The following is a 23,038-nucleotide window of genomic DNA, read 5'->3' as shown; positions in this document are numbered from 1 at the left end:
GCCGGGCACCTCGCCGCCGAGCGAGCCCTGTGCCCGACCTCAACCTCGAATCATGGGCAATCTACCCGCTTCGGGGCGGGCAGACCAACCAGATCGTGCGCCCGCCCCGCGAGATCAGTAGCGGTACTGCTCGGTCTTGAACGGACCGTCCTGCGTCACGCCGATATAGGCGGCCTGCTCGGGCGAAAGCTCCGTCAGCTTCACGCCCAGCTTCTCCAGATGGAGCGCCGCCACCTTCTCGTCCAGGCGCTTCGGCAGCACGTAGACCTTGTTCTCGTACTGGCCGTTGTTCTGCCACAGCTCGATCTGGGCGAGCGTCTGGTTCGTGAACGAGGCGGACATGACGAAGCTCGGATGGCCGGTCGCGTTGCCGAGATTCACGAGGCGGCCTTCCGACAGCAGGATCATCCGCTTGCCGTCGGGGAACTCGATCATGTCGACCTGCGGCTTGACGTTCGTCCACTTGAAGTTCTTCAGGCCCGCGACCTGGATCTCGTTGTCGAAGTGGCCGATGTTGCAGACGATCGCCATGTCCTTCATCGCCCGCATGTGGTCGACGGTGAGGACGTCCTTGTTGCCGGTGGCCGTGACGAAGATGTCGGCCGACGGCGCGGCGTCCTCCATCGTGGTGACGGCAAAGCCGTCCATCGCAGCCTGCAGGGCGCAGATCGGGTCGATCTCCGTGACGACGACGCGGGCGCCGGCGCCGCGCAGGCTCTGGGCCGAGCCCTTGCCGACGTCGCCGTAGCCCGCCACGACGGCGACCTTGCCCGCCATCATGACGTCGGTCGCGCGGCGGATGCCGTCGACGAGCGATTCGCGGCAGCCGTACTTGTTGTCGAACTTCGACTTCGTGACGCTGTCGTTCACGTTGATCGCCGGGAAGGGCAGCTCGCCCTTCTTCTGCATCTCGTAGAGGCGCAGCACGCCCGTCGTCGTCTCCTCGGAGACGCCCCGGATCGCGTCGCGCACCTTCGCGAACCAGCCGGGCGAGGACTGAAGGCGCCGCTTCATCACCTTCACGAGCGCCTCCTCCTCGTCGTTCGAGGGGGTCGGCATCTTCGAGGCGTCGGCCTCGACCTTCGCGCCGAGCAGGATGTACATCGTCGCGTCGCCGCCGTCGTCGAGGATCATGTTGGCCGTCTCGCCGTTCGGCCAGTCGAAGATCCGGTCGACATATTCCCAGTATTCCTCGAGCGTCTCGCCCTTCACGGCGAAGACCGGCGTGCCGGCGGCGGCGATCGCGGCGGCGGCGTGGTCCTGGGTCGAGAAGATGTTGCACGACGCCCAGCGCACGTCGGCGCCCAGCGCCTTCAGCGTCTCGATCAGCACGCCGGTCTGGATCGTCATGTGCAGGCAGCCGGCGATGCGCGCGCCCTTCAGCGGCTGCGAGGGCCCGTATTCCTCGCGCGTCGCCATGAGGCCCGGCATCTCGGTCTCGGCGATCTCGAGCTCCTTGCGGCCCCAGTCGGCCAGCGACAGGTCCTTGACTTTGCAATCGGTGGTCATCGTGTCCTCGTCGGTGAGTCGGTCTGAGGGCGCCCGCCCATATGATGATATCTTTATATCGCAATATCGCAGCGACAGCGCAGCTCTATATCAGGCGCGGCGCGGCTGCTCAATGCGGCATGGGAGGTAGGGGCGGCACGGCCTGGCCGGCGGCTATTCCTCGCCGAAGCGACCCTCGACGAGCTCCACGAGGGCGGCGAGCGCCTCTTCGCGCCCCTCGCCCCAGGCGGCGATCTCTATCTGCGAGCCGGGGCCGGCGCCGAGCGCCAGGAGGCCCATGATCGAGGTGCCGCCGACCGTCTGGGAATCGCGGGTGACGGTGACGGTGGCGGGGTAGGCCGTGGCGCACTTCACGAACTTCGCGGAGGCGCGCGCGTGCAGGCCGCGCCGGTTCATGATGCAGACGGTCCGCACCACGGGGTCGCTCGTTTCGTTCATTCTCAGGCGCTGCCGGTGAGGACTTCGCTCGCGACGGAAATGTACTTGCGGCCGGCGTCGCGGGCGGTGATCGCCGCGGCGGCGAGGTCGGAGTTCGTGCGCACGCTGGCGAGCTTGATCAGCATGGGCAGGTTCACGCCCGCCACCACCTCGACCCGCGCCGACTGCATCACCGAGATCGCGAGGTTCGAAGGCGTGCCGCCGAACATGTCGGTCAGGACGATCACGCCGTCGCCGCGGTCGACCTCGTCGATCGCCTGGACGATCTCCTCGCGGCGCTGCTCCATGTCGTCGTCGGGCCCGATCGAGACGGTGGCGAAGGCCTCCTGGACGCCCACGACATGCTCGAGCGCGGCGCGGAACTCCGCCGCGAGACGGCCGTGGGTTACGAGAACAAGACCGATCATGTGAGGGGCGTCGGCTCCGAGCGGCGGGCCTTCACGTCGCTCATGCCGCTTCCGCTGCTCTTTGTTGAATCGGGGCACATTATTGAGCGGCGCAATTTGACCTGTGTTGTTCGAATGATTCAAGTGACAGATACGTAAGGCGCCGAACTCGTGAACGGAAGGCAAATGCCGTAGCGTCATGCGTCCCGCGCCGGGCGGTGCGACAATCCGATCACTGGGCGCCTGTCGGCGGCGGCGCGGGGCCGTCTTCGAACGGCAGCGTCGCGCCCTCGCAGAGCGCGGTCATGATCGCGATCACGATGTCGGCATTGGCCGGATTGCGCGGATCGAGCGTCACGCGCGGCACGTCGACGCCGCAGACCGGGGTCCTGCAGGTTGCCGGTTCCGGCAGCCTCTCCGGGTCCGGCGAGAGGTCCACCACGAGCGCGAGCGGGGCGGCCTCCGCGAACGGGATGCGCCTCACGCCCGCGCCGCGGATCTCGATCAGCCCCCGCGTCGCCCGCGGCGGCCGAAGGACCACGACGCCGTCCTCGCCCACCGCCTCGGCGGCGTCGTCTGCGACGAGCCGCACCGGCAGATCTTCGCTGCCGCGGCCGATCAGCGACAAGGCGAGGCTCGACTTGCCGCAGCCCGATGGGCCGCGCAGGAGAACGCCGCCCGCGCCGATGAGGACGGCCGTGCCGGCGATCAGCGGCGTCTTCACGGCGTGATCGCCGGCAGGCGCACGACGAAGCGCGCACCCTCGACCTTCGGCACCGGGTCCTTCGACATCCGGTTCTCGGCGTAGATCCTGCCCTGGTGGGCCTCGACGATCTGCTTCGAGATCGACAGGCCGAGGCCGGAATGGCTGCCGAAGGTCTCGCGCTCGCCGCGATCGGTGTAGAAGCGCTCGAAGATGCGCGTGAGGTTGTCGGGCGGGATGCCGGGCCCCTCGTCCTCCACCGCGATCTCCACGGCGTTGCGCAACCGGCGTGCCTTCACCCGGACCTCGCCGCCTTCCGGCGAAAAGGAGCGGGCGTTGTCGATCAGGTTGTTGATCACCTGCCCGAGCCGCGTGTCGTGCCCGTTCACGTAGTAGGCGGTCTCGTCGTCGCTGTCGGCGACCTGCAGCACCACCTTCGCCGCGCCGGCCGGCCGCAGGTCGTTCGCCATCGCGACGACCGCCTCGAGGATCGTGCGCATCTCCACGGGCTCCGCGTCCGAGCGCGCGAGCTCCGCGTCGAGGCGCGAGGCGTCGGAGATGTCGCTGATCAGCCGGTCGATGCGCTGCAGGTCGTGCTGGATGATCGCGAGGAGCCGCTCGCGGTCCTCGGGCTTCTTGACGAGGGGCAGAGTGTCGATCGCGCTCCGGAGCGAGGTCAGCGGGTTCTTCAGCTCGTGCGCCACGTCGGCCGCGAAGGTCTCGATCGCGTCGATGCGGGCGTAGAGCGCCCGCGTCATTTCCCGCAGCGTGCGCGACAGGTGGCCGATCTCGTCGTGCCGGTCGGTGAAGTCAGGGATCTCCGCCCGCGCGCGCCGCCCGTAGCGCACCCGCTCCGCCGCCGCCGCGAGCCGGTGGACGGGCCCGGCGATCGTGCCGGCGAGGAGGATCGACAGGATGACCGTCACCGCCGCGGCGACGAGGAAGATGCGCAGGATGCCCATGCGCTCCGCCCGCACGATGGCGTCGATGTCGCCGCCCTGCGTCGACAGGAGAAGCGCGCCGAGCACCACCCGGAAGCGCTGGATCGGCACGGCGACCGAGACGATCATCTCGCCCCGCTCGTTCACCCTCACGAGGCTCGCCGGCGAGCCGTTCAGCGCGGCGTCGACCTCGGAATAGCCGCGGCCTTCCTGCGGCCCGAGCTCGCGGTAGCTCGGCAGATCGCCCCGCCGCAGCCATTTCTGCACCCCGTCCCAGGTCTGCGTGAAGAAGCCCGGCCCCTCCGCGTTCGGCGGCGGCAGCTCGTAGGACAGGATCTGCCCCCGCGACAGGATGTAGCGGGAATCGAGGAGCAGCGAGCCCTCGCGGTCGTAGATCCGCGCGCGCGTCCTCGTCGGCTGGATGAGCCGCCGCAGGATGCGGGCGATCTCCTCGGGATTGAGAGGAAACTCGAGCGCCCCCAGCTGCTCGCCGCTCGCGCTGAAGCTGTGGCGGGAGTCCGGGTCGAGGAACGTCTCCGGATCGACCTGCCGCGGGCTCGATTCCCGTGCGGTCGCGGCCTGCGCGAGCGCGTTGGCGATGATCTCGCCCTGCGTCAGCAGGCTTTCCACGCGCGCGTCGGTCAGCCCCTCGCGAAACTGGTTGAGGTAGAGGATCGCCGACACCATCGCGACGAGCCCCGCGAGGTTGATGATGGCGATGCGCCGCGTGAGGCTCGAGAAGACGTTGTCGGCGACGAAGCGGCCGAGCGCTCTCATCCGGCCGAGCCAGGGGCGCGGCGCGGCGACGCCTTCCTCGTCGTCGGCTTGGCTCGCCATCGGCCGGCGCTCAGCCTTCCTTGAAGCGGTATCCGACCCCGTAGAGCGTCTCGATCATGTCGAATGACGGGTCGACGGCCTTGAACTTCTTGCGCAACCGCTTGATGTGGCTGTCGATCGTGCGGTCGTCCACGTAGACCTGGTCGTCATAGGCCGCGTCCATGAGCGCGTTGCGGCTCTTCACGACGCCCGGTCGCTGCGCCAGCGCATGCAGGATCAGGAACTCCGTCACCGTCAGGACGACGTTCTCGCCGTTCCAGGTGCAGGTATGGCGCTCGGGGTCCATGACGAGGCTGCCGCGCTCGAGCACCCGCGTCGAATCGACCTTGCCGGCGGCCGGATCGCGCGCCGCCGCCCGCCTCAGGACGGCCTTCACGCGCTCCACGAGAAGGCGCTGCGAGAACGGCTTCCGGATGAAGTCGTCGGCGCCCATCTTCAGGCCGAACAGCTCGTCAATCTCCTCGTCCTTGGAGGTCAGGAAGATGACCGGCATCTCCGTGCGCTGGCGCAGGCGGCGAAGCAGCTCCATGCCGTCCATGCGCGGCATCTTGATGTCGAGAATCGCAAGATCCGGGGGCGTCTCGGCCAGCCCGTCGAGCGCGGAGGCGCCGTCGGTGTAGGTCTGGATCCGGTATCCTTCGGACTCCAGAAGCATCGAGACCGAGGTCAGGATATTGCGGTCGTCGTCGACGAGGGCGATCGTGGGCATAGGTCCGTTCGTTCTCTGGCGTCTGGCCGGTCCCGGCTCTAGCGGCAGGTCCGAGCAGGAATGTGGCGGCCGTCCCCCGCGTTCGCTGGAAACGGTCGACCACCATAGGATATGAGGTGTGCCGTGTCATTGGTGCATCAGTCAAGTCATTGGAGGTGAACGCGATGGACGCCGCGAAGGACGAGCTCTACGATCCGGTGCCGCCGATACGGCGGGTGATGCGGCTCGCCCGCACCGGCGGGCTGGCCACGCTGGGCCCGGACGGGCATCCCTTCGCGTCGCTCGTCACAGTCGCGACACTGCCTGCCGGCGAGCCGGTTCTCCTCCTCTCGGGCCTCGCCGTGCACACTCGGAACCTCGAGGCCGACCCGCGGGCGAGCCTTCTCCTCGTGGCGCCCGGCGGCGAGGGCGGCGATCCCCTGGCCGGTGCCCGCGTCACGGTCACCGGCCGCATCGTGCCTGCCGAGGACAAGGCGTTGGCGCGCGCAAGGTTCCTTGCCCGCCATCCCGAGGCGGAAGCCTATGCCGGCTTCGCCGACTTCGGCTTCTATCGCCTCGCCTGCGACAGCGCCCACCTCGTCGCGGGCTTCGGGCGCATCCACGCCGTTCCCGCCGGGGAGTTCCTCGTCCCCGACGGCTGCGCCGACCTTCAGGCGACGGAGGCGGGGGCGGTCGCGCACATGAACGAGGACCATCTCGACGCGCTGGAGCTCTACGCGACGCGTCTCCTGGGCGAGGAGCCTGGTCCGTGGCGGCTCTCCGGGCTCGACGCGCTCGGCCTCGACCTCGTCTGCGGCGTACGCTCGGCGCGGCTCGACTTCGAAGAGCCGCTGACGCGGCCGGCCGATCTGCGCCCGGTGCTGGTCCAGCTCGCGAAAGATGCGCGTGCACACGAGTGAATACGAAGTGACTGTTGCTCCCCTTCGTCCTCCTACCCTAGGTTGATGCGCGCCCCCGGGAGCGGCGCGCCGGGTGACGGCAGGCGCCCCATAAGAGCACAAGCAACAAGGACAAAGGCTGTGAAGGAAGAAGGAACGCGCAATCCAGCGCACGGCACGGACGAGTTCGGTCTGAAGGACCTGTCCGAGGTACGCTGGAACTGGGAGCAGGCGAAGCTCTTCGAGGCGTCGGTCGCCGACGGCGAGGCCGAGGTGACCGCCCATGGCTGCCTCGCCGCCATAACCGGCGCGCATACCGGGCGCTCGGCAAAGGACAAGTACATCGTCCGCGACGGGTTCACCGAAAACGAGATCTGGTGGGACAACAACCAGGCGATGACGCCCGAGGCCTTCGCCGCGCTCAAGGCCGACATGCTCGAGCATGCCCGGGGCATGCGGCTCTACGCGCAGGACCTCTACGGCGGCGCGGCCGCGCAGTCGCGCATCAATGTCCGCGTCTTCGCCGAGTACGCCTGGCACGCGCTCTTCATCCGCTACATGCTGCGCCGGCCGGAGTTCGGGGAGCTCTCGAGCTTCGTGCCCGAGATGACGATCCTCGACCTGCCGAGTTTCCGCGCCGACCCGAAGAAATATGGCTGCCGCAGCGAGACGGTGATCGCCGTCAACCTGAAGACGAAGGAGGTGCTCGTCGCCTCGACCTCCTATGCCGGCGAGATGAAGAAGTCGGTCTTCGGAACGTTGAACTACCTCCTGCCGCCGCAGGGCGTCATGCCCATGCACTGCTCGGCGAATGTCGGCGAGGCCGGCGACGTCGCGCTCTTCTTCGGCCTCTCCGGCACCGGCAAGACGACGCTCTCGGCCGATCCGGAGCGCACCCTCCTCGGCGACGACGAGCACGGCTGGAACGACGAGGGCGTCTTCAACTTCGAGGGCGGCTGCTACGCCAAGACGATCCGCCTGTCGCGCGAGGCCGAGCCCGAGATCTACGGCACGACGGAGAAGTTCGCGACGGTGTTCGAGAACGTCGTCCTCGACCCCGTGACCCGCGTGCCCGACTTCGACGACGGCAGCCTGACCGAGAACGCCCGCTGCGCCTACCCGATCGACTACATCCCGAACGCCGATCCGCGCGGGCTCGCCGGCCACCCGAAGAACATCATCATGCTCGCCGCCGACGCGTTCGGCGTGCTGCCGCCGATCGCGAGGCTCGACGAGGGCCAGGCGATGTACCACTTCCTGTCGGGCTACACCGCGAAGGTCGCCGGCACCGAGAAGGGGGTGACCGAGCCCGAGGCGACCTTCTCCACCTGCTTCGGCGCGCCCTTCATGCCGCGCCACCCCAGCGTCTACGGCAACCTCCTGCGCGCCAAGATCAGGCAGCACGGCACGAAGTGCTGGCTCGTCAACACGGGCTGGACGGGCGGCGCCTTCGGCCACGGCCACCGCATGCCGATCAAGGTCACGCGGGCCCTCCTCAAGGCGGCGCTGGACGGCTCGCTGAACGATGCCCCGATGCGCAGGGATCCCGTCTTCGGCTTCGAGGTGCCGACCGACGTGCCGGGCGTCGACACGAGGATCCTCGATCCGCGCTCGACCTGGAAGGATCCCGCCGCCTATGACAGCCAGGCACAGCGGCTCGCCTCGATGTTCCGCGACAACTTCGCGAAATTCGCCGACCATGTCGACCAGACGGTGCTCAGGGCCGCGCCCGTCCTGAAGGACGCGGCGGAGTAGGCGCTCGGTCCGACCGGTTTTGTGCTTCGGGCCGGCGGCGAAAGTCGCCGGCCCTACTCGTTGTGCGGCCGCTTGACCGGCGAAGGTATCTGACTAAAGTCAGCTAATGCTCGATCCCGTCTCCCGCATCCGCCGCTTCAACCGTGCCGTCACCTCCGAGGTCGGCGCGCTCGACACCGGATTTCTCGGCCGCGGCCGCCCGCTGGGTGTCGCCCGTGTCCTGAACGCGATCGGCCACGGGCGTGCCGATGTCGCCGATATCCGCGACTATCTCGGCCTCGATTCCGGTCTCATGAGCCGCTTCCTGCGCTCTCTCGAGGAGGAGGGCCTGGTCGAGACGGTGCCGCACGCGGCCGACGCACGCCGACGCGTGGCGCGGCTCACGCCGGCCGGCGAACGCGAGTTCGAAGCCTACGAAGCCCTTTCGAACGCCCGCGCCCAGGCGCTTCTCGCCCGCCATCCGAAGCCCGACGCGCTGCTCGCGGCGATGGATCTCGTGGCCTCCGCGCTCGGCCGCGACCGCGTCTCGGTCGTCGAGGCGGACCCCGCCTGTCCGGAGGCGCGCCACTGCCTCGGCGAGTATTACGCCGAGCTCGGCCGCCGCTTCGAAAGGGGCTTCGACGTCGCCCTGTCGCGCGATCCCGACGCCGCCGACATGCGCCGGCCGCGCGGCGCCTTCCTGATCGCGACCTCCGACGGCATCCCGATCGGCTGCGTCGGCCTCAAGGGCACGGGCGGGACCGCGGCGGAGATCAAGCGCCTGTGGGTGTCGCCCGCCGCGCGCGGCTTGAGGCTTGGCCGGCGTCTGATGGAGGCGGCCGAGGCGGCCGCGCGCGATCTCGCCGTCGAGGTGCTCCGCCTCGACTCCAACAGCGCGCTCGTCGAGGCGCTCGCGCTCTACCGTGCGACCGGCTGGAGCGAGATCGAGCGCTTCAACGACGATCCCTATCCCGACCTGTTCTTCGAGAAGCGCCTCTAGACCGCGTCGCCGCGCGCGGACGCCCCCCTGAACCGCCGCCCGCGTCCGTGATATCATCTCATCGGCCGGGGGCGGCAGAGTGAGTGGATGCCATGGACGCAGCGCATCTCGACGAGCAGGACGGCGACTTCGTCGCGTGGACGGAGCGTCAGTCGCGCATCCTTCGCGGCATTCCCGGCGGCACGATCGGGCTCGACACGGAGCGGCTGGCGGAGGAGGTGGCGGATTTGGGGCGTTCCGAGATCCGCGAGACCTCCTCGCTCCTGCGCCAGGTCCTCGTTCACCTGATCAAGCTGGCCGCCGAGCCCGATGCGGAGGCTGCCGCGCACTGGCTCGACGAGGTGCTGGCCTTCCAGGGGGATGCGGTTCTCGCCTGCTCGCCCGGCATCCGGAAGCGGATCGATCTCCCCACGATCTGGAGGCTTGCCTGCAATGGAGCGCGCCGGTCCCTGGAGGACCGGGGGATTGTCGTGACGGGACTGCCCGAGGCCTGCCCCTTCACGCTCGATGAGCTCCTGGAAGTTGAGTTCGATCCTCGAGCCGCGGCGGGCAGGCTCCCGTCCGGCCCGACCCGCCAAGCTCGAACCTGACCCTCAGCGTCCGGCGTATTCCTCGTCGCTGACGTGCTCCATCCAGTCGACCGTCTTGCCGTCGAGCGCCTCCTGCACGGCGATGTGGGTCATCGTGGCGTCCGGTCCCGCGCCGTGCCAGTGCTTCTCGCCCGGCGCGAACCAGACGACGTCGCCGGGGTGGATCTCCTCGACCGGCCCGCCCTCGCGCTGGACGAGGCCCCGCCCCTCGGTGACGTAGAGCGTCTGGCCGAGCGGATGCGTGTGCCACGCCGTGCGGGCCCCCGGCTCGAACGTCACCTTCGCGCCCGCCGCCCGCGCCGGCGCCTCGCAGGCGAAGAGCCGCTCGAACCTGACCTCGCCCGTGAACCACTCGGCCGGCCCCGGCCCGGCCTTCCGCTCGTCCGCCCGCGTGATCTCCATGCCGCTCTCCTCTTGTTGCCTCGTCGCCTCGTGCCCCCTCCGCGACGCTCGGAGGGCGCACGACCCTACTCCATCGCCGCCTTCGGCACCCGGTAGAGATGGCCCTCCGGGTCGTCGGTGACGAACCACAGGTCCCCGTCGGGCCCCCGCCGCACGTCGCGGATGCGGCCGAACTCCCCCTCGAGCATCCGCGTCTCCGCGAAGCCGCCCTCTCCGTCCGGCTCGAGCCGCACGAGCGTCATGCCGGCGAGGGCGCCGGCCCAGAACGTGCCCTCCGCGTCGATCGCGAGGCCCGAGGGCGCAATCGACGGCGTCCACACGTGCAGCGGGTCCGCCATGCCCGGCGCCTGCACCCCGATGCCGACGGGCGTGCCGTCATAGTTGATGCCGTGGGTGACGACCGGCCAGCCATAGTTGCGGCCGGGCTCGATCCGATTCACCTCGTCGCCGCCCTGCGGCCCGTGCTCGTGCGACCAGAGCTCGCCGGTGACGGGGTGGAAGGCGAGGCCCTGCGGGTTCCGGTGCCCGAAGCTCCAGATCTCGCGCCTGGCGCCCGGCACGTGCGCGAAGGGGTTGTCGAAGGGAGCCTCGCCGTCGGGATCGAGCCGCAGGATCTTGCCCCAGTGCTGGCCGAGGTCCTGGCTGCGCTCGGGGTCGAACTTGAAGCCGAGGCTCAGGAAGACGTGGCCGTCGGCCCCTTCCGCGAGCCGCCCGCCGAACTCGTCGAGCCCGTCGGCCATCGGCTCCGCGACGAAGATCTCCTCGCGGTCGATGAGCTCGTCGCCCTGAAGCCGCGCCCGCGACAGGATCACCGTGTTCGCCGGCTCCTCGCCGCGCACATGGGCGAGATAGACCGTGCCGCTCCTGGCGAAGTCGCGCGTCACCATCACGTCGAGGAGCCCGGCATGGTTCCCGGTCAAGACCTCGGGCACGCCGGCGATCTCGCGTCGCTCCCCGTCGGCCGAGACCCGCCACAGCCGGCCGGGCCGCGTGCCGACCAGCATCCCGCCCTCCGGCAGGAAGGCGATCGACCAGGGAAAGTCGAACGGCCCCGCGACCCTCTCGACCGCCCCGGCGGCGATGGCGGCGGCGGGCGCCTCCCGCGCCGGCCCCTCCGCGGCGGCGGCATCGGCGGCGGGAAGCGGGACGAGAAGCCCCAGGAGAAGGCCGATGGCGGCCGGGGTGATGAAGTGAGCCAAGGCGTCCTCTATATAGCCCGCGGCGGGAGCCTTCCGGCGCCCGCGCCCCGCTGGCGGCTCTACCTCCCGGACGGGCCGGCCGCAAGGCCCCCGCCCGGTGGGGCGTTTCGCCACCCGGCGCGCCCCGTACGATCCCGCTTGGCGCCCGTTCCGCCCGGTGTTAATTGCCTGACCCATGACAGATCTCGCCCATATCAGAAACTTCGCGATCATCGCGCATATCGACCACGGCAAGTCGACGCTGGCCGATCGTCTCATCCAGCTGTGCGAAGGCCTGACGGAGCGCGAGATGAAGGAGCAGGTGCTCGATTCGATGGACATCGAGCGCGAGCGCGGCATCACCATCAAGGCGCAGACCGTGCGGCTGAACTACACGGCCGCCGACGGCGAGAAATACGTCCTCAACCTCATCGACACGCCGGGCCACGTCGACTTCTCCTACGAGGTCAACCGGTCGCTGGCGGCCTGCGAGGGCTCGCTTCTCGTCGTCGACGCGAGCCAGGGCGTCGAGGCGCAGACGCTCGCCAACGTCTACCAGGCGATCGCCGTCGACCACGAGCTCGTCCCCGTGCTCAACAAGGTCGACCTGCCGGCCGCCGACGTCCCGCGCGTGAAGGCCCAGATCGAGGACGTGATCGGCCTCGACGCCTCCGACGCGATCGAGATCTCGGCGAAGACCGGCATGGGCGTCGCCGACGTGCTCGAGGCGATCGTCAAGCGCCTGCCGCCGCCGCAGGGCGACCGCGCCGCGCCGCTGAAGGCCCTCCTCGTCGATAGCTGGTACGACCCCTATCTCGGCGTCGTCGTCCTCGTGCGCGTCATCGACGGTGTCCTGAAGAAGGGCATGAAGATCCGCATGATGAAGGCGAAGGCGACCTACGACGTCGACAAGGTCGGCATCTTCACGCCGAAGCTCGTCGACTGGGGCGAGCTCGGGCCGGGCGAGCTCGGCTTCCTCACGGCCTCGATCAAGGAGGTCGCGGAGACGAACGTGGGCGACACGATCACCGAGGAGAAGCGCCAGACGGCCGAGGCGCTGCCGGGCTTCCGCCCCTCGATCCCCGTCGTCTTCTGCGGCATCTACCCGATCGACGCCGCCGACTTCGAGGATCTGCGCACGGCGATGGGCAAGCTGAGGCTCAACGATTCGAGCTTCACCTTCGAGATGGAGACCTCGGCCGCGCTCGGCTTCGGCTTCCGCTGCGGCTTCCTGGGGCTCCTGCATCTCGAAATCATCCAGGAGCGCCTCCACCGCGAGTTCGACCTCGACCTCATCGCGACGGCGCCGTCGGTCGTCTACGAGATCAAGCTCACGAAGGGCGAGACGATCGAGCTCCACAACCCCGCCGACATGCCGGAGCCGAACCATATCGAGGAGATCTCCGAGCCCTGGATCCGCGCGACGATCCTGACGCCCGACGACTATCTCGGCGCGATCCTGAAGCTCTGCGAGGAGCGGCGCGGCGAGCAGGTCGACCTCTCCTATGTCGGCAGCCGCGCCATGGTCGTCTACGACCTGCCGCTGAACGAGGTCGTCTTCGACTTCTACGACCGGCTGAAGTCGATCTCGAAGGGCTACGCCTCCTTCGACTACCAGATGACGGGCTACCGCGCGGGCGACCTCGTGAAGATGAGCGTCCTCGTCAACGGCGAGCCGGTCGACGCGCTCGCCATGCTCGTCCACCGCTCGAAGGCCGAGCCGCGCGGCCGGCTTCTCTGCGAGAAGCTGAAGGACCTGATCCCCCGCCACATGTTCAAGATCCCGATCCAGGCGGCGATCGGCGGCCGCGTCGTCGCCCGCGAGACGATCGCGGCCCTGCGCAAGGACGTCACCGCCAAGTGCTACGGCGGCGACGCCACCCGCAAGCGCAAGCTCCTCGAGAAGCAGAAAGAGGGCAAGAAGCGCATGCGCCAGTTCGGCAAGGTCGAGATCCCGCAGGAGGCGTTCATCGCGGCGCTGAAGATGGATGGGTAGGGGGGCTCGCGCTCTCGACTTGCTGTCAGGCTTGTGAGGCCTGCATCCTGAGCACCGGTTAGGTTCCCGGCGAGTGCCGGCGGGTAGGGTTGACGTGAAGGGACGCGCCGGTGCTTCCCGTGTCGCCCCTGGATCCTGAGACCCATGTTCAGGATGAAACGGAATATGCCGCAGCCTCTTCCCGTGTGCCACGGACGCCGACCATGCAGCCTGTGCACCTGAGCGAGGAACTAAGCAGCGCCGGCGTGTGCCCCTGCGCCCGCCACACGCACGGTGTCATCCTGAACTTGGTTCAGGATCCAGGGGCCGCTTGCTCGGCAGCAGCATCTTGATCACGCGCGGGCTGCACGCGACCATGCCCGCATGGAACAGAAATTCTGGGCCTATATCCTCACGAACAAGCGCAACGGCGCCCTCTATGTCGGGATGACGAGCGACCTCGTCCGCCGGATGGATCAGCACCGCTCCGGCGTCGTGCCGGGCTTCACGCGGCGATATGGCGTGAAGCGGCTCGTCCATGCCGAGCAGTTCTCCGACGTCTACGAGGCGCTGTACCGCGAGCGGCAGCTGAAGGCCTGGCGGCGCGCCTGGAAGATGCGGCTCATCGAGGAGGCGAACCCGCAGTGGCGGGACCTCGCGGAGGAGTTGTTCATCTGAGGCTGCAAGGCCGCAGGGCAGATGCTCCCCGTGTCGCCCCTGGATCCTGAACCGAGTTCAGGATCCAGGGGCTGCTTGCTCCGGGGCCGGCAACCGCATACGGAAGCGTGAACAAGTACCGGCGCCGGCCGGCCAATTCCAAAGCCGCGTCAGCACGTTGCCGGCCATCCGCCCGCGATCGTGGTCACACTCCTGCGCCCTCCCGTATAATCCCCCTACTCCGTCCCACTTCGAGGGGCGTGTCCGGAACGTCGGGAGGCGCGGGGCGGGGTGCGGTGGCCTTTGGATGTCCGGGTGTGACGTTCCGGCGCTGGAGGCGGCTCAAGTCGGCCATCCCGGCCCATAAGGCCATGGGTCACTGACGGGACTTTGCGCGTTGCCTTACGGCTCCAGGTCCACCTGAAATGGGGACTTCGGACACCGCGGACCTGGCGGACGAATCGCGGCCCGTCGCAGCGGAGGATAACAAGAGTCTAGCCTCCGGGGGTGCGCCGAAGCAGGCCTAGAAACACCGCGTGCGGGACGCCGAGGATATCGGACGGTTTCGCGGTTGGACTACTCCTGCGTGTCAAAAATCATCGCACGCAGGGCCGTGGGGCCGGACAGCCCCGGCGTCCCGCACGCCCTCGAGCCAGGCTCGCCTGGACCGTCGGGGAGTGCACCGGACTGCAGCATGCCTCCGGGGCCGGGTCTCTCGACCCACCGGCCCGCGGGGCGCGTCCGCGCGTCCGGAGGTGGGCGCGCCGCTCCTCAGACGCGCGGCGGCCGGGGGCGGTAGCGCGGCAGGGACCAGTCCCAGCGGATCGCGGCGAAGCGGATCGCGAGCGCCGCGAGGAAGCCCGCCGTCAGGCCCGCCTCGCGGGACGCCCCGGCGAGCGAGAGCAGGACGAACAGGGCGGCCCCGACGAGCGCCGCGGTGGCGTAGATCTCGCGGCGCAGGATGACCGGCGTCTCGCCGCCGAGCACGTCGCGGATCATGCCGCCGAAGGTCGCGGTGATCACGCCCATCGCGACGGCGACGCTCGGCGCGGTGCCCGACAGGAGCGCCCGCTCGGCGCCGGCGACCGCGAAGAGCGCCATGCCCACCGCGTCGAGCCACAGGAGCGCCCGGTAGCGCGACGCCGGGATGTGGGCGAGGAAGAAGGCCGCGAAGGCGACGCAGACGCAGGTCAGGAGATAGGCCGGCTCTGCGACCCAGAAGACCGGCAGGCGCCCGAGCAGCATGTCGCGCACGCTGCCGCCGCCGATGCCGGTGACCGTGCCGAGAAGCACGAAGCCCACCGCGTCCATCTGCTTGCGCGAGGCGACGAGCGCGCCGGTGACGGTGAAGACGACGATGCCGAACCAGTCGAGCATCGCCGCGAGCGTGTCGAACATCGGATGTCCGTCCTCCGGGGATCACGGCGCGGGCGGGACGATGGCCCGCCCCCGCGCCACTCTCTCAGCCGATCACGACGATCGTCGAGCCCGGCCGCACGCGGGCGTGGAGGTCGATCACGTCCTGGTGCACGAGGCGCACGCAGCCCGACGAGACCGCGCTGCCGATCGACCACGCCTCACCCGTGCCGTGGATGCGGTAGAGCGTGTCGCGGTTGCCCTGATGGATGTAGAGCGCGCGCGCGCCGAGCGGGTTCTCGATGCCGGGCGGCTGGCCGTGGCGCCACTTCTCGAGCTCCGGCTGGCGCTCGATCATCGCGGCGGGCGGCGTCCATTTCGGCCATTCGCGCTTGTAGGCGATGTGCGCGCGGCCCGACCAGTCGAAACCCGCCCGGCCGATGCCGACTCCGTAGCGGGTCGCCGTGCCGCCCTCCTCGACGTGGTAGAGGTAGCGGTTCGGCGTGTCGACGATCACGGTGCCGGGCTTCTCGTCCGTCTGGTAGTCGACCACCTCGCGGTAGTAGCGCGGGTCGAGCTCGCTCAGGTCGACGGCCGGCACCGGGAACTCCTCCTCCGGCATCGCGCGATACATCATCAGCGCGTGGGCCGGAAAGGTCGGGGCCGGGGGCGCCGGCGGCGTCTGCGAGACCGGCGGCATGGTGGCGCAGCCGGCGGCGGAGAGGGCAAGCATGCTGCCTATGCCGCCCAGAAAAAGCCGGCGGCTGGGGTGAGTGAGGGTTTCGGTCATCTTGTCGTCTTCGTTCTTGGGTGGCGAAGGTCTCGCGAGAGCACGCGAGGGAAGATCCGTCGCCCCGTGTCGACTTCGGGATCTGCCGCGGCTGCGGCTGGTGGAGGGGACGGGCAACGGCCGGCAGAAGGCCGGCGCCGCGCGCGCCGCCTTCCCTTCATGGAAGGGGAGGCTGGTCGGGCAGTTCTCAGATCGGCTGCATGGGTGGCCTCCAGAGGTTCGCGTCGCATGCGTGCCGCGCATGTCTGCCCCCTCTGTCATTGGCCTGAGAGCTTCGCGGGGCCTCCTGCCGGAAGCGCCGCTTACACCGTCGGCGGAGGCTCGCGCCCCACTTTTCAGAGTGTCGTGTCGACGAAGCGGTCCTGTTGCCTGAGAGTTTCCGGGGCGGTTGCTCCTTCGGCGGCCGGCGATGCCGGCTCTCTCCCGTTCGTCGGGCCTCTACATCGGAGGGGTTTGCGGCAAGTTTGTGGGCTCGCTCCGCAGGGCGGACCCGCGCCCTCGCGGATGTGGCGGGAAGGCCACAGGCCTCGTCGCCTCCAGCGGGGAGACCGGCCGAAACACGCTGTTTCCAAACGCCTTCAACCCTGCTATAGGGCACAGCAGCGCCGGTTCCGGGCGATGTCGGGCGGCTTTGCGGTTGGCAACACGCTCCGCACACCCCATATCCCCGTCCATGGCGCACATTAACGTGCGCGTCCCCGAGGGGATGCCGCACACGGGCCGCGTAGCGGACGCGCCTTCGTCTTCCGAAGGCCAGCGTCAGCCCGTCACGCCAGTCAATCGCACCGACAGCCCAGGCCGCGCGGGGTGTCCACCACCCATTCGCGCGCCCGGATTCCATCCGGCGCACATGCGACGGTGCGAAGCCTTTGCGCTCGCGCCGCCAATCCGAAAGACATGAAGACTTTGACCCTGTTTTCCGAACTCGGGCTCCTCGAGCCCATCCAGAAGGCCCTCACCGAGGCGAATTACGAGACCCCGACGCCGATCCAGGCGCAGGCGATCCCGCACCTCCTTGAGGGCCGCGACCTGATCGGCATCGCCCAGACGGGCACCGGCAAGACCGCCGCCTTCTCGCTGCCGATCCTCCACCGGCTCTTCGCCGGCGCCGAGAAGCGCCACCCCGTGCCGCGGCGCTGCCGCGTCCTCATCCTGTCGCCGACGCGCGAGCTCGCCGCCCAGATCCTCGAGAGCATCGAGACCTACGGCAAGCACCTGAAGCCCACCACGGCGCTCGTCATGGGTGGCGTGTCGGCCAACCGCCAGATCAAGGCGCTCCAGCGCGGCGTCGACGTGCTCGTCGCCACGCCCGGCCGCCTCGCCGACCTGATGGCCCAGAACGCGGTCAATATCGACCGGGTCGAGATGTTCGTCCTCGACGAGGCCGACCGCATGCTCGACATGGGCTTCCTGCCGGAGATCCGCCGTATCGTGGCGCATCTGCCGAAGGAGAGGCAGTCGCTGTTCTTCTCCGCGACCATGCCGAAGCCGATCGCGGATCTCGCGAACACGCTCCTGAAGGATCCCGTCCAAGTCGCCGTGACGCCCGTCGCGCGCACCGCCGACCGGATCGCGCAGCGTGTCGTGCACGTGCAGAAGGCGGAGAAGACGAAGCTCCTCGCCCAGATGCTGAAGAAGGAGCCGATCGACCGGGCGCTCATCTTCACCCGCACGAAGCACGGCGCCGACAAGCTCGTGCGCGTGCTCGCGAAGGATGGCGTCGAGGCGCAGGCGATCCACGGCAACAAGTCGCAGAACCAGCGCGAGCGCGTGCTCGGCGCCTTCCGCGACGGCTCGCTGCGGGCGCTCGTCGCGACCGACATCGCCGCGCGCGGCATCGACGTGCAGGGCGTGAGCCACGTCTTCAACTACGACCTGCCGAACGAGCCGGAGAGCTACGTCCACCGCATCGGCCGCACGGCCCGTGCGGGGGCCGACGGCTGTGCGGTGTCGTTCTGCGACGCCGAGGAGCGGCCCTATCTGAAGTCGATCGAGAAGCTGATCGGCCTGCGGATCCCCGTCGAGGGCGAAACGCCCGCCGAGGCGGTCGCGGCCGCGCCGGCGAGGTCCGCCGGCGGCGCGCCGAAGGGCGGCTCGACCGGGGCTCGCGGCAGCGCCGAGGCGCCCGCGAAGAAGCGCCGGCCGCGCCGTCGCAAGCCCGCCGGCGGCGCCGCGCGCTTCACGCCGGCCGAGGCGGTGCACGACATTTCCAAGGTTCCCTTCGTGGCCGCGGCGCCCCGCGCCGGCCGCAGCTGAAATCGTCAACGGTAGAAGGAGAATTCGCCCATGGCGAAGGAAGAGATGCTCGAATTCGACGGCACGGTCACGGAGATGCTGCCCGACGGCAATTTCCGCGTGAAGCTCGACAACGACCACGAGGTTCTGGCCTACACGGCCGGCAAGATGCGCAAGTTCCGCATCCGCACGCTCGTCGGCGACCGGGTGGTCGTCGAGATGTCGCCCTACGATCTCGATCGCGGCCGCATCAACTACCGCCACAAGACCGGCGGCCCGGCTCCGGCCGGTGGCGGCCAGCGCCGCGGTGGCGGCAGCGGCAAGCGCCGCTGAGCGCCCTGCCGGGCCGGGGCGCATTGCCGCCCCGCCCCGCCGCCCCTTCCCCTCCGGCCACGAGGGCTTGCCAAGCCCCCGCGGGCCCGCCACCCTTCCTCCGCGCCTGAGCGCTTCAAGGCAAGGAGAGGTGACGCGATGCTCACGCCAGTCTGGGGCCTGCCCGAGGGAACGGTCGGCTTCGAAGCCGCCGGCCACATCACCCACGACGACTACAAGGAGCGGCTGATACCAGCCCTCGAGGCAGCCCTCGAGGAGCACGGCAAGGTCCGCTTCCTCTTCGTGCTGGGGAAGAAGTTCGAGGGATACGATCCCACCGCGATGTTCGACGATTCGATGTTCGGCATCCGCCACATCAACGATTTCGACCGTATCGCCGTCGTCACCGACAACCAGATGATCGCCGGCATGATCCAGACGATGGGCCCGATGCTGCCGAGCGAGACGAAGGTGTTCCCCGTCGCCCAGCTCGACCGCGCGAAGGCCTGGCTCGGCGACTGACGCCCGTTCAGGCGCCGCGCGCTCCCGATTCGGTTTTCTGAGAAGGGCCGCGCCCCGCCCGGGGTCCGCGGCCTTTCCTCGTCGTGCCTTCGGCAGGATCGCCACCGTCCGGCTTGACATGTAAAACGATCACTTTACATGTCGTCTCATGAGCACGCGCACGGACATCATCGCCGCCGCCGAGAAGGCCTTCGACGGCGGCGGTTTCCACGGCACCGGCATGGACGCCCTCGTGAGGGCGGCGGGCGTCTCGAGCCGCACCCTCTACAAGCATGTCGGCTCGAAGGACGAGCTCGCCCTGTCGGTCCTGAAGGCGCGCCAGGAGCGCTTCGAGCAGGCTGTCGACGGCGACGGGGTGGACGGTCTCTTCACGGGCTTGCAGCGCTGGATCGACCGTGAGGGCGCCAATGGCTGCCTGTTCCTGCGAGCGCACGGCGAGTACCGCTCGCGGCATCCGGCGTTCGCAGCTCTTGTTCGGGAGCACAAGGACGCCTTCGCGCGGGAGATCGCCCGCCGCGTCGAACAGGAGCTCGGCCGGCCGGACGAGGCGCTGGCGGCGGAGATCGAGATCCTTTTCGAGGGCGCCACGGCGGCCGCCGTCTACCGGGGAGCGGCTGCGGCGGTCGAGTCGGCGCGACGGGCCGCGCGCGCTCTCCTCGCCGCGGGACGGGCGGCGTCGTGAGCGCCGTCTACCGCCTCACCTGGTCGGGCTTCGCCCTGATCGCAGTGACCTACGGCCTCGCGCGCTTCGCGTACGGGCTCTTCCTCCCGGAGATGTCGCAGGAGCTCGGTCTCGGCCGCGTCGTCTCAGGCTTCATCGGCGGCGGCGTCTTTCTCGGCTACTGCGTCGCGATCGTCGCCGCTGCCGTGGCGACGGAGCGTCTGGGCCCGCGAGTCGTGGCCGTCGCCGCGGGGGGCGTGGCCACCCTGGGTCTCCTGGGGATCTCCTTCGCGCCGAACGCAGGTGTGCTCGCCGCCTGCGTCCTCGTCGCGGGCCTCAGCACCGGCCTCTCCTCCCCGCCGCTCGCCGCGGCGATCTCGACGGCGGTGCCGGGCGCCCGACGGGCGGCGGCGAACACGATCGTCAACGCCGGCGCGGGCGCCGGAATCGCTTTGTCAGGTCCCGCCGCGATCCTGATCGGCGCGGCATGGCGCGATGCCTATCTGGGCTTCGCCGCCGTGGCGGCCCTGTCGACGGTCGCGTCCTTCCTCTTCACCCCGTCCCGCCCCGGCGCCGGGCCTGTCGGGGGCGCCTTCGACTGGAGACCGTTCCTGCGCCCGGAGATGCGCGCGCTGGTCGCCGCGTCCTTCCTCACGGGCGCGGCCAGCACGGCCGGCTGGACCTTCGGCGCGGATCTCCTGGCGAGCGCCTCGTGGGGGCGGCAGGAGGTCGCCGCCTTCTGGACCGTCATCGGTGTCGCAGGCCTCGTCGGAGCCTGGGCGGGACGCCTCAGCGAGCGGTTCGGGCTCGACCTCGTGCACCGGGCGATGCTGGCGGGACTGGCCGCCGCGATCGCTCTCGTGGGCGCCGGAATGCTCCATCCGCCGATCGCGGTGATCGGCGGCGCGCTCTTCGGCATCGCCTACATCACGCTGACGGGCGTCTATCTCCTGTGGGGGGTGGAGGCGATGGCGGAACGGCCGGCCAGCGGCCTCGGTGTCGCCTTCCTGATGATCGCGGTGGGGCAGACCGTGGGTGCACCGGTCTTCGGCGCGCTCCTCCAGGGAGGTGGGCCCACGGTTGCCATGCCGGCCTTCGCGGGGCTGGCCCTCCTGGCGCTTCCCCTGCGGCGTGGCCCGAAGCGCCTCGCGCCGCCGGTTCCCGGCGCTTCGGCCTCCGGCTGATCACTGGCACAGGCGGTAGCCGTTCTTGCGCTGCCGCAGGTCGAGATGGAGGTGGTTTCGGTGGGCCAGGTCGGTGCCGGGGCCGAGAACGGTGGTGAAGCGCTCGCACGCCGCGGCGCGGATCTCCTTCTGGAACGCGGCCCGTTTCGGGTTACCGTCGTCCGCGCGCAGCTTCACCTGGACGGCCTTCTCGTCGAAGACGAGCGTCCCGACATCGGCCGCGTTGCCGAAGGCGTGTTCGCTCAGCCGGGCGCCGCGGCGGCCGTTTCGGCCGCGGCAGACATACGACCCGCCGATCATCACGCCCGTCGGCGCCATGTCGAGATGGCGTTCCGCGGCGGGGATGACGTCGTCGCGCAACCATAACGTCAGTGCCTCCGCGGTGCGGCAGTTCAGCGTCGCCGCCGGCACGAGCTCAAGGCCTGCCGCCTCCGCGAGCCGAACCCCGCGAGACAGGCCGCAGCGCCCCTCCTTCAGCGTCTCGACCTCCTCCCATTCCGCGGCGAGCGCCGCCAATCGGGCGCGGCAGGCGGTCTCCTCGGCCGGGTCCGTCGTGTCCACGACCAGCGGCCGTCGCGTGCTCGGCTCCTCGGCGCTTTCCTCACCGGCATTCTCCGACTGCCGGGTGTCCTCCAGTTCCGCTGGTGGGGCCGGAGGCGTCGGCACCGTCTCGGCTTCGGTCCCGGCCTCCGTGGCCGCCTTATCCTCATCCGCCTCGGCGGGCCTCTCCGGCGGAGCCGGAACGACAGCCTCCTCGCCCTGTGCCGCCGCGTCGGCTGGCTTCTCTCGCGGTGCCGGGAGGGCTTGCTCTTCGTCGATCCCGGGCGGATCCGGCGGGTCTGGCGGAAGGGGCGCCTGCGCCGCGAGCGTCAGCGCCGCGAGCAGGAGGAACGGCCGCCTCACTTGACGAACTCCACCGTCGCACCGACCTCCACGAGCTCGGCCAGCTCCTCGACGTCCCAGTTCGTCAGCCTGACGCAGCCATGCGAGAACGTCTTGTCGATCTCGGCGGGCTCGGCCGTCCCGTGAATGCCGTACGTGTCCTTCGAGAGGTCGATCCACCTCGTCCCGACGGGGTTGTTGGGGCCGGGCGGGAGCTCTAGGGGCTCGTCGTTGTCGCCCTGCTGGAAGTTCTCGTCCGGCCGATAGTAATAGACCGGATCCGGGGCGATCGCCGTCACCTCGAACGTGCCAGAGGGGCTCGGCGTGTCGCGGCTGCCGATCGTCGCGGGGTAGGCGACGACGAGGTTGCCGTCGGCGTCGAAGGCCGAGAGCTTGGCCGCGCTGCGGTCGGCCACGATCCGCACCACCCTGTCCGCCGGCGGCGCACCCGCGGGGTCGGCGACGAGGATCCGCTCGCCCGCCCTGTCGAAGGCCGCGCCCGGATTCAGCGCCTTCAGAAGGTCGACATCCATGTGGAAGCGCTCGGAGAGCATCTCGGTCGGGCTTTCCCAGCCCAGCCTGTCGAGCGCGGCGAGCTCGGCATAGTCTTCCGGTAACGGCTCGAACGGATGCTCGAGATCCTCCCCTGTGATCTCGTAGATCTGCGTCGTCGGCGATGCATCGGAGCTCAGGGCCTCCCAGGTATCGGGGTCGAGCACGCCGTCGACCGGAAATCCGTTCAGCTCCTCGAACACCCTCAGCGCCTTCGCAGTGTTCTCGCCGCCATAGCCGTCAATGACCCCCGGCGAGGCGTGGGCGCGGTCGAGCAGGATCTGAAGCTTCATGCCGATCAGGCTCTGCCCTTCCGGCAGGCCCCGATCCTCGGCATAGGCGACGAGTCCGATGAGTGTCTGCCGCGTCTCCAGCGACTCCCCGACAATCGTCTCCGGTCCCTCGGCGGGCGCCGGCGCGTCGTACTCCTGCGCGTGCGCGAGCCCGGTGCAGAGGGCGAGCGCGGTGAACGTCCTGAGCAGAACTGTCGAGGTCGGCTGTGCCATCTGGGTCCCGTCGTGGTGCATCGCCAGAAAGCCCCGGCGGCTCCGTGCGGTTCCCGCCCTCCCGGAACCGGCGATTTCCGCGCGCCGTTCCAAAGACAAAG

General features: G+C 69.6%; 23 protein-coding genes and 1 riboswitch. Of the genes, 11 read left to right on the top strand and 12 right to left on the bottom strand.

What is annotated here, in order from left to right; all coding sequences use genetic code 11:
- Window positions 1-114: 114 nt before the first annotated feature.
- From ahcY to N177_RS06475, 6 genes are all read right to left on the bottom strand, one after another.
- Entirely contained in the window at window positions 115-1,509 is a 1,395-nt protein-coding gene (gene ahcY, locus N177_RS06500; protein WP_023431476.1) for an adenosylhomocysteinase, read from the bottom strand.
- 153 nt (window positions 1,510-1,662) lie between these two features.
- Entirely contained in the window at window positions 1,663-1,947 is a 285-nt protein-coding gene (locus tag N177_RS06495) for an HPr family phosphocarrier protein (RefSeq protein WP_040485247.1), read from the bottom strand.
- Between the two features lie 2 nt (window positions 1,948-1,949).
- Window positions 1,950-2,354: a PTS sugar transporter subunit IIA gene (locus N177_RS06490; RefSeq protein ID WP_023431474.1), complete on the bottom strand. Its 405-nt coding sequence runs from the start codon at window positions 2,352-2,354 to the stop codon at window positions 1,950-1,952.
- 211 nt (window positions 2,355-2,565) lie between these two features.
- Window positions 2,566-3,057: an HPr kinase/phosphorylase gene (locus tag N177_RS06485; RefSeq protein ID WP_023431473.1), complete on the bottom strand. Its 492-nt coding sequence runs from the start codon at window positions 3,055-3,057 to the stop codon at window positions 2,566-2,568.
- The gene (locus N177_RS06480; RefSeq protein ID WP_023431472.1) at window positions 3,054-4,814 is read right to left on the bottom strand and encodes a sensor histidine kinase; all 1,761 of its coding nucleotides are present in this window, start codon (window positions 4,812-4,814) and stop codon (window positions 3,054-3,056) included. The genes N177_RS06485 and N177_RS06480 overlap by 4 nt, the downstream gene beginning before the upstream one ends.
- A gap of 10 nt (window positions 4,815-4,824) precedes the next feature.
- Complete coding sequence (locus N177_RS06475) at window positions 4,825-5,523, bottom strand: response regulator transcription factor (RefSeq protein ID WP_023431471.1); 699 nt, start codon at window positions 5,521-5,523, stop codon at window positions 4,825-4,827.
- A 164-nt stretch (window positions 5,524-5,687) separates the two neighbouring features.
- Here N177_RS06475 and N177_RS06470 point away from each other — a divergent pair, with 164 nt between their 5' ends.
- The 4 genes from N177_RS06470 to N177_RS06455 all read left to right on the top strand — a co-directional run bounded on the left by N177_RS06470 (window position 5,688) and on the right by N177_RS06455 (window position 9,725).
- A complete protein-coding gene (locus N177_RS06470; RefSeq protein ID WP_040485246.1) occupies window positions 5,688-6,422 on the top strand; it encodes a HugZ family pyridoxamine 5'-phosphate oxidase in 735 nt (244 codons plus the stop codon).
- Window positions 6,423-6,542: 120 nt separating this feature from the next.
- Complete coding sequence (locus N177_RS06465) at window positions 6,543-8,156, top strand: phosphoenolpyruvate carboxykinase (RefSeq protein ID WP_023431469.1); 1,614 nt, start codon at window positions 6,543-6,545, stop codon at window positions 8,154-8,156.
- Between the two features lie 106 nt (window positions 8,157-8,262).
- A complete protein-coding gene (locus N177_RS06460; protein WP_023431468.1) occupies window positions 8,263-9,135 on the top strand; it encodes a bifunctional helix-turn-helix transcriptional regulator/GNAT family N-acetyltransferase in 873 nt (290 codons plus the stop codon).
- Between the two features lie 92 nt (window positions 9,136-9,227).
- Complete coding sequence (locus tag N177_RS06455) at window positions 9,228-9,725, top strand: DUF29 domain-containing protein (protein ID WP_023431467.1); 498 nt, start codon at window positions 9,228-9,230, stop codon at window positions 9,723-9,725.
- Between the two features lie 3 nt (window positions 9,726-9,728).
- On the opposite strand, the gene N177_RS06450 is transcribed toward N177_RS06455, so the two are convergent.
- Both N177_RS06450 and N177_RS06445 read right to left on the bottom strand, forming a co-directional pair.
- Window positions 9,729-10,127, bottom strand: coding sequence for a (R)-mandelonitrile lyase (locus N177_RS06450; RefSeq protein WP_023431466.1), 399 nt, complete (start codon window positions 10,125-10,127; stop codon window positions 9,729-9,731).
- A 65-nt stretch (window positions 10,128-10,192) separates the two neighbouring features.
- Window positions 10,193-11,326 (bottom strand): PQQ-dependent sugar dehydrogenase, encoded by a 1,134-nt coding sequence (locus N177_RS06445; protein ID WP_023431465.1) that lies wholly within the window; start codon window positions 11,324-11,326, stop codon window positions 10,193-10,195.
- 175 nt (window positions 11,327-11,501) lie between these two features.
- Between N177_RS06445 and lepA the strand changes: the two genes are divergently transcribed.
- Together lepA and N177_RS06435 are read left to right on the top strand one after the other, a co-directional pair.
- A complete protein-coding gene (gene lepA / locus N177_RS06440; RefSeq protein WP_023431464.1) occupies window positions 11,502-13,301 on the top strand; it encodes a translation elongation factor 4 in 1,800 nt (599 codons plus the stop codon).
- 363 nt (window positions 13,302-13,664) lie between these two features.
- Window positions 13,665-13,958 (top strand): GIY-YIG nuclease family protein, encoded by a 294-nt coding sequence (locus N177_RS06435; RefSeq protein ID WP_023431463.1) that lies wholly within the window; start codon window positions 13,665-13,667, stop codon window positions 13,956-13,958.
- A gap of 750 nt (window positions 13,959-14,708) precedes the next feature.
- Here the strand turns inward: N177_RS06435 and N177_RS06430 are convergent.
- Window positions 14,709-15,335, bottom strand: coding sequence for a trimeric intracellular cation channel family protein (locus N177_RS06430; protein ID WP_023431462.1), 627 nt, complete (start codon window positions 15,333-15,335; stop codon window positions 14,709-14,711).
- A 64-nt stretch (window positions 15,336-15,399) separates the two neighbouring features.
- Window positions 15,400-16,083, bottom strand: coding sequence for a L,D-transpeptidase (locus N177_RS06425; protein WP_040485245.1), 684 nt, complete (start codon window positions 16,081-16,083; stop codon window positions 15,400-15,402).
- A 346-nt stretch (window positions 16,084-16,429) separates the two neighbouring features.
- Window positions 16,430-16,519: riboswitch (glycine riboswitch) on the bottom strand.
- Between the two features lie 461 nt (window positions 16,520-16,980).
- Here N177_RS06425 and N177_RS06420 point away from each other — a divergent pair.
- The 5 genes from N177_RS06420 to N177_RS06400 all read left to right on the top strand — a co-directional run bounded on the left by N177_RS06420 (window position 16,981) and on the right by N177_RS06400 (window position 20,997).
- Window positions 16,981-18,339: a DEAD/DEAH box helicase gene (locus N177_RS06420; RefSeq protein WP_040485244.1), complete on the top strand. Its 1,359-nt coding sequence runs from the start codon at window positions 16,981-16,983 to the stop codon at window positions 18,337-18,339.
- Window positions 18,340-18,369: 30 nt separating this feature from the next.
- Complete coding sequence (gene infA, locus N177_RS06415) at window positions 18,370-18,651, top strand: translation initiation factor IF-1 (protein ID WP_023431458.1); 282 nt, start codon at window positions 18,370-18,372, stop codon at window positions 18,649-18,651.
- Window positions 18,652-18,789: 138 nt separating this feature from the next.
- Window positions 18,790-19,152: a SpoIIAA family protein gene (locus tag N177_RS06410; RefSeq protein ID WP_023431457.1), complete on the top strand. Its 363-nt coding sequence runs from the start codon at window positions 18,790-18,792 to the stop codon at window positions 19,150-19,152.
- Window positions 19,153-19,300: 148 nt separating this feature from the next.
- Window positions 19,301-19,834 carry a TetR/AcrR family transcriptional regulator gene (locus N177_RS06405; RefSeq protein WP_023431456.1) on the top strand — a complete coding sequence of 178 codons (534 nt, stop codon included), beginning with the start codon at window positions 19,301-19,303 and terminating at the stop codon, window positions 19,832-19,834.
- The gene (locus tag N177_RS06400) at window positions 19,831-20,997 is read left to right on the top strand and encodes an MFS transporter (RefSeq protein ID WP_023431455.1); all 1,167 of its coding nucleotides are present in this window, start codon (window positions 19,831-19,833) and stop codon (window positions 20,995-20,997) included. Before N177_RS06405 ends, N177_RS06400 begins: the two co-directional genes overlap by 4 nt.
- On the opposite strand, the gene N177_RS20510 is transcribed toward N177_RS06400, so the two are convergent.
- Complete coding sequence (locus N177_RS20510; RefSeq protein ID WP_051402266.1) at window positions 20,998-21,900, bottom strand: extensin-like domain-containing protein; 903 nt, start codon at window positions 21,898-21,900, stop codon at window positions 20,998-21,000.
- Window positions 21,897-22,937, bottom strand: a complete 1,041-nt coding sequence (locus tag N177_RS06390) for a L,D-transpeptidase family protein (RefSeq protein ID WP_023431453.1) — start codon at window positions 22,935-22,937, stop codon at window positions 21,897-21,899. The genes N177_RS20510 and N177_RS06390 overlap by 4 nt, the downstream gene beginning before the upstream one ends.
- Window positions 22,938-23,038 lie beyond the last annotated feature (101 nt).

Source organism: Lutibaculum baratangense AMV1, assembly GCF_000496075.1.
GTDB classification, from domain to species: Bacteria; Pseudomonadota; Alphaproteobacteria; order Rhizobiales; family Tepidamorphaceae; genus Lutibaculum; species Lutibaculum baratangense.
Note: the sequence above shows the minus strand (reverse complement) of the source record. Positions and strands in the feature narration are given on the sequence as shown.

What these genes read in the sequence shown, in the direction of transcription:
- N177_RS06450 (WP_023431466.1), bottom strand. Translation starts at nt 10,127, where the DNA reads ATGGAGATCACGCGGGCGGACGAGCGGAAGGCCGGGCCGGGGCCGGCC.
- N177_RS06420 (WP_040485244.1), top strand. Translation starts at nt 16,981, where the DNA reads ATGAAGACTTTGACCCTGTTTTCCGAACTCGGGCTCCTCGAGCCCATC.
- N177_RS06430 (WP_023431462.1), bottom strand. Translation starts at nt 15,335, where the DNA reads ATGTTCGACACGCTCGCGGCGATGCTCGACTGGTTCGGCATCGTCGTC.
- N177_RS06495 (WP_040485247.1), bottom strand. Translation starts at nt 1,947, where the DNA reads ATGAACGAAACGAGCGACCCCGTGGTGCGGACCGTCTGCATCATGAAC.
- lepA (WP_023431464.1), top strand. Translation starts at nt 11,502, where the DNA reads ATGACAGATCTCGCCCATATCAGAAACTTCGCGATCATCGCGCATATC.
- N177_RS06460 (WP_023431468.1), top strand. Translation starts at nt 8,263, where the DNA reads ATGCTCGATCCCGTCTCCCGCATCCGCCGCTTCAACCGTGCCGTCACC.
- N177_RS06410 (WP_023431457.1), top strand. Translation starts at nt 18,790, where the DNA reads ATGCTCACGCCAGTCTGGGGCCTGCCCGAGGGAACGGTCGGCTTCGAA.
- N177_RS06480 (WP_023431472.1), bottom strand. Translation starts at nt 4,814, where the DNA reads ATGGCGAGCCAAGCCGACGACGAGGAAGGCGTCGCCGCGCCGCGCCCC.
- N177_RS06390 (WP_023431453.1), bottom strand. Translation starts at nt 22,937, where the DNA reads ATGGCACAGCCGACCTCGACAGTTCTGCTCAGGACGTTCACCGCGCTC.
- N177_RS06425 (WP_040485245.1), bottom strand. Translation starts at nt 16,083, where the DNA reads ATGACCGAAACCCTCACTCACCCCAGCCGCCGGCTTTTTCTGGGCGGC.
- N177_RS06470 (WP_040485246.1), top strand. Translation starts at nt 5,688, where the DNA reads ATGGACGCCGCGAAGGACGAGCTCTACGATCCGGTGCCGCCGATACGG.
- N177_RS06405 (WP_023431456.1), top strand. Translation starts at nt 19,301, where the DNA reads ATGAGCACGCGCACGGACATCATCGCCGCCGCCGAGAAGGCCTTCGAC.
- N177_RS06455 (WP_023431467.1), top strand. Translation starts at nt 9,228, where the DNA reads ATGGACGCAGCGCATCTCGACGAGCAGGACGGCGACTTCGTCGCGTGG.
- ahcY (WP_023431476.1), bottom strand. Translation starts at nt 1,509, where the DNA reads ATGACCACCGATTGCAAAGTCAAGGACCTGTCGCTGGCCGACTGGGGC.
- N177_RS06490 (WP_023431474.1), bottom strand. Translation starts at nt 2,354, where the DNA reads ATGATCGGTCTTGTTCTCGTAACCCACGGCCGTCTCGCGGCGGAGTTC.
- infA (WP_023431458.1), top strand. Translation starts at nt 18,370, where the DNA reads ATGGCGAAGGAAGAGATGCTCGAATTCGACGGCACGGTCACGGAGATG.
- N177_RS06435 (WP_023431463.1), top strand. Translation starts at nt 13,665, where the DNA reads ATGGAACAGAAATTCTGGGCCTATATCCTCACGAACAAGCGCAACGGC.
- N177_RS06475 (WP_023431471.1), bottom strand. Translation starts at nt 5,523, where the DNA reads ATGCCCACGATCGCCCTCGTCGACGACGACCGCAATATCCTGACCTCG.